General features: G+C 73.8%; 6 protein-coding genes. 3 read left to right on the top strand and 3 right to left on the bottom strand.

Annotation, left to right across the window (positions count from 1 at the left end; translation table 11 throughout):
• The 3 genes from ACFXA3_RS37575 to ACFXA3_RS37565 form a co-directional block, all read right to left on the bottom strand.
• Positions 1-567 (bottom strand): serine protease (locus tag ACFXA3_RS37575; protein WP_385194925.1); only part of this gene is annotated, 567 nt, incomplete at its 3' end.
• A gap of 4 nt (positions 568-571) precedes the next feature.
• Positions 572-925, bottom strand: a complete 354-nt coding sequence (locus ACFXA3_RS37570; RefSeq protein ID WP_385194923.1) for a CU044_2847 family protein — start codon at positions 923-925, stop codon at positions 572-574.
• A gap of 260 nt (positions 926-1,185) precedes the next feature.
• Positions 1,186-1,929 (bottom strand): DUF1838 family protein, encoded by a 744-nt coding sequence (locus ACFXA3_RS37565; protein WP_385194921.1) that lies wholly within the window; start codon positions 1,927-1,929, stop codon positions 1,186-1,188.
• Positions 1,930-2,040: 111 nt separating this feature from the next.
• Here ACFXA3_RS37565 and ACFXA3_RS37560 point away from each other — a divergent pair, with 111 nt between their 5' ends.
• The 3 genes from ACFXA3_RS37560 to ACFXA3_RS37550 all read left to right on the top strand — a co-directional run.
• A complete protein-coding gene (locus ACFXA3_RS37560) occupies positions 2,041-3,033 on the top strand; it encodes a DUF1996 domain-containing protein (protein ID WP_385194919.1) in 993 nt (330 codons plus the stop codon).
• A gap of 99 nt (positions 3,034-3,132) precedes the next feature.
• Positions 3,133-3,729, top strand: a complete 597-nt coding sequence (locus ACFXA3_RS37555) for a sigma-70 family RNA polymerase sigma factor (protein WP_385194928.1) — start codon at positions 3,133-3,135, stop codon at positions 3,727-3,729.
• Positions 3,726-4,047, top strand: a 322-nt coding sequence (locus ACFXA3_RS37550) for a zf-HC2 domain-containing protein (RefSeq protein WP_385194917.1), incomplete at its 3' end; no start/stop codon positions are given. The genes ACFXA3_RS37555 and ACFXA3_RS37550, both read left to right, overlap by 4 nt.

The following is a 4,047-nucleotide window of genomic DNA, read 5'->3' as shown; positions in this document are numbered from 1 at the left end:
CGCGTCCGGGGCGGTGATCTCGGTGAGCATGCCGATGACCAGGCCGGTCACCTCGTCGACCACCGGAGCGCCGCTGAATCCGGTGGTCAGGTCGTTGGCGGCGGTCAGCTGGAGGAGTTCGCCCCCGCCGCCGTCGCCGGGCAGCAGGTCCCCGGCCACCCCGAAGCCGAAGTGGCCTCCCGGCGGAGCCTGGGCGGGGAACCCGAACGAGCGCACCTGGTGGCCCCGGCAGCCCGCCGCGGAGCCCAACGGCAGGGCCTCGACGTCGGCCGGGGCGCCGCTCAGGCGCACGATGGCCACGTCCTCGCCCTCGGGGGCCCGCCAGGCCTCCGCCAGGACGTGTCCCTCGGCCCGGGGTGCGCCGGCCGCGTGCGGGAACACCAGCCGCACGCTGGCGCCCGGCCCGGACCCGGCCGCGGTGACGACGTGCGCACAGGTGGCCAGGACGTCCTCGGCCACCAGGAAGCCCGCCCCGGCCACCTGTCCGTCGGGGCCCAGGACCTGGGCCACGGCGGGCGGCAGCCGCGACGCACCCTCCCGCTCGGGCCGGGGCGCGGCGGTGCCCATCGGGTCAGTCCGTCCCTTCGTGCGGGGCCGCGGGCTCGGGCTCGGGGTCCTTTCGCGTCCACGTCACCGTCACGTTCAGGTGGCACTGGGCGCCGGTCTTGGTGATCACGGCCCCGGCCTCGACCGCGAGGTCGACGCCGAACCCGACGACGATCTCGTCGGGCCGGGCCTTGCGCAGCTGTTCGAGCGTGACGCGCGCCGCCTCCGTGACGGGTACCAGAGCCTCTTGCAGGGTCTTCGGGAGCTCGCGGACGGCATCGCCGATGCGGCCGGCCTTCACCGGCCCCTCCGGCCCGGCCGGGGCCTCGATCAGGAGGCTGCCCCCGCCGTCCAGGGGAATCCGTGCCAGAGTTGCCACAACTCCTCCTCCGCCTGGCGAGCGCACCGCAGCCGTGGGGAACCGGTCGCAGGACCGGATCCGTTGGGAACGGACTGGGGACCGGAGCCGCCCGGCCGCGGGCGGGAGGGCGATGGCCTGCTGCCCGCGCATGCGGTCGACGCTCGCGTACGGGCCCTCTACGGGTCGTAACCATCATCGGCACATCCGTCACGTACCGCATCCCGGGGCGTGCCGCCCGGGGGCGGCGGGCCCTTCGGAGCGGCTGCCGCCCGGGGCCGCTAGCGCGACGGGGACCCGTGGTGGGTGCGGAAGTACGTCCAGCTCGTCTCGTTCGGCTCGGTCCACTTCTCCGGGGCGTGGGCGTACTGCGGGTGGCGGTCCGCGATGTACGTGCGCAGGCGTTCGGGGACCTCCGCGGGGGAGCCGAGCTTGCGGCCCCGGCAGTGGAAGGCGAGGCCGCCCGGCCGCTGGCCCTGCTCCATCCACGGGAGCCACGGCGACATCCGCATCCAGGACATGGTGCACGGCACGCCGGGCTCTTCGGTGGTGAACACCTCTTCGGGCGCGAAGAACTGGAAGAGCTCCAGGGCCCGGTACGTGTCGTCGGCGGAGTTCAGCGGGTACTCGGCGACCGGCAGCGGCGAGGGGTGGGCGACGGGGATCTCGAGGCTGAAGCAGACCTGGTCGCCGAGTTCGGTCACGGGGACCGGGAACGGCCGCAGCCGCAGGTTGGCCGGATCGTTCCAGATGTGGACCACCGGCTTGTCCTCCCAGGTGTCCAGGATCTCCCGGGTCCGCGGGTCCAGGTAGAACCCGGCCTCCCGGGTGAGCAGTTGGAAGCCGCCGCCTTCGGCGTCCTCGACGAGACGGGCGACGTTGACGCCTTCGAAGCCGAAGAGGTGCCGGTAGGGCTGTCCGGGGGCCCAGGAGTGGATGTCCCCGGTCCACCAGAAGGTCACCTCGGTGCCGTCGAGCGAGGCGCGGGTGCGGGCGAACGCGTGCAGGAGCTCAGCGGGTGTCATGCCCGGTACTCTGCGCGGCCGCCCACCGGCCCGGCAAGCTGCCGGGCGGGCCCTGGCCGACATGCGGACGCAGAGTTGACGATGCGGCGCGCACCGGCGACCGTGACCCGCATGGGGAACGAACGCCGCCTGCTCACGCTGCTCGTCTGCCTGGTGCTCGGCATCGGGCTGACGGCCGCCGTGCTGGGCGCCGCCCGGCTGACGGGCCCCGACGGGAAGCCGCATTCCGGGACGAACGCCCGTGACTACGTGGACATACGGGACGTACCCCCGGGTCCGGGTGAGCCGCCGGCCGGGCCCGACGCCTCGACGGGATCCGTGACGGTGGACTGCGGGCGCAACGAGGAGCGCCACTACAACGAGGACAACCTGGTGGTGTCGCCCGGTCTGCGCTCGGGCGCCCACCACACCCACGCCTACGTCGGGAACCTGTCCACGGACGCGATGTCCACCGACGCCTCCCTGGCCGCCGCGGCGACCAGCTGCCCCGGCGGCGACCGCTCCACGTACTACTGGCCGGTCCTGCGCCGGCCGGACCGGGCGGGCGGCCACCCACAGGAGGGCTCCGCGGGGCACGGCAACGCGGGGGAGATCCTGCCCGAGGCGGCGGTGTCCGTGGAGTTCCGCGGCAGCCCGGTGGGCAAGGTCGTGCCGATGCCGCGTTTCCTGCGCGCGATGACCGGGGACGCGGTGGCCTACACCGCGCCGAGCGACGCCGACGTCCGGGCCCGCTGGGGCTGTTCCGGCACGCCCGACCGGTCCACCACCCGCTACCCGCGCTGCCCCGCCGGAGAGCGCCTCACCCGTACGCTCGTCTTCCCCAGCTGCTGGAACGGGCTGGACACCGAGAGCCCGGGCCACCGCTCGCACCTCCTGTTCCCCGCGTCCAACGGCGTCTGCCCGCAGGGCACCTTCGCGGTGCCGCAGCTGCGCATCTCCCTCGCGTACGAGGTGCCGCCGGGGGTGCCGGTCGCCGTCGACTCCTTCCCCGAGCAGCGGCACAGCCCGAAGACCGACCACGCGATGTTCGTGGACGCCATGACGGACGCACAGATGGCCGCCGTCGTCGGCTGCCTGAACGAGGGGCTCACCTGCCGCACCTGAGCACCGACCCTCCGGAGTGACGCGGGTCACATGAACCGTCCGTTCCGCAGGCGCGTGTTCTGTCCGCAGCACATGAGCGAGGAAGACGGAGAGGGTGAGATGGCCGGACCACTGTGGCCCCGCACGCGGCGGGGCTCGACCGATGAGGCACTGATCAGGTCGGTGTACGAGGAGCACGGCCACGCCCTGCTCGCCTACGCCACCCGGCTGACCGGAGACCGGGCCACCGCCGAGGACGTCGTCCAGGAGACGCTCATCCGTGCCTGGCGGCATTCCGAGGTCCTGGTCAACGGGAAGGGTTCGGTGCGCGGCTGGCTGCTGACGGTGGCCCGCAACATCATCACCGACCGCTACCGGGCCAAGGCCGCGCGCCCCGCGGAGGTCTCGGGGGCCGCCGCCGCTCCGCCGGTCGAGCTGGACCACGCCGATTCCATCGTGGACACGATGACCGTGCTGGGGGCGCTCGACCAGTTGTCCCCGGAGCACCGGGACGTGCTGAAGGAGCTGTACTACCGCCAGCTGAGCGTGGCCGAGGCGGCCGACAGCCTCGGCATCCCGGCGGGGACCGTCAAATCCCGCGCGCACTACGCGCTCAAGGCGCTGCGCGAGGTGTTCCGACAAGGAAGTACCAAGGAGGGCAATCGAAGGGGCAGGCCGCCGCAGCGGCCCGCCGGACTGCGTGAGGTGGTGGCATGAACCGGCAGCGGCACGAGGAGGAACTGCTCGGCCCGTACGTTCTCGGCGTCTTGGAGGCGGAGGACGTCCGCCGGGTCGAGGAGCACATGAGCGGCTGCGTGCATTGCCGGGAGGAGGTGGCCGCGTTGCGCGAGATGGAGGCGGCATTGGGCGAGGTGCCTGCGGAGGCCTTCCTCGACGGGCCGCCGCAAGGTGGTGACCTGCTGCTCCAGCGCACGCTGCGGCAGGTGCGCAGCGAGGCGGCCGGGGACCGGCGCCGGCGCTGGAGCGTCGCGGGACTGGCCGCGGGGGGCGGGCGGGGGCGCGGGGGGGGGGGGG

Source organism: Streptomyces sp. NPDC059456 (genome assembly GCF_042750055.1).
In the GTDB taxonomy this organism is placed as follows: domain Bacteria; phylum Actinomycetota; class Actinomycetes; order Streptomycetales; family Streptomycetaceae; genus Streptomyces.
Note: the sequence above shows the minus strand (reverse complement) of the source record. Positions and strands in the feature narration are given on the sequence as shown.

What these genes read in the sequence shown, in the direction of transcription:
- ACFXA3_RS37565 (WP_385194921.1), bottom strand. Translation starts at nt 1,929, where the DNA reads ATGACACCCGCTGAGCTCCTGCACGCGTTCGCCCGCACCCGCGCCTCG.
- ACFXA3_RS37560 (WP_385194919.1), top strand. Translation starts at nt 2,041, where the DNA reads ATGGGGAACGAACGCCGCCTGCTCACGCTGCTCGTCTGCCTGGTGCTC.
- ACFXA3_RS37555 (WP_385194928.1), top strand. Translation starts at nt 3,133, where the DNA reads ATGGCCGGACCACTGTGGCCCCGCACGCGGCGGGGCTCGACCGATGAG.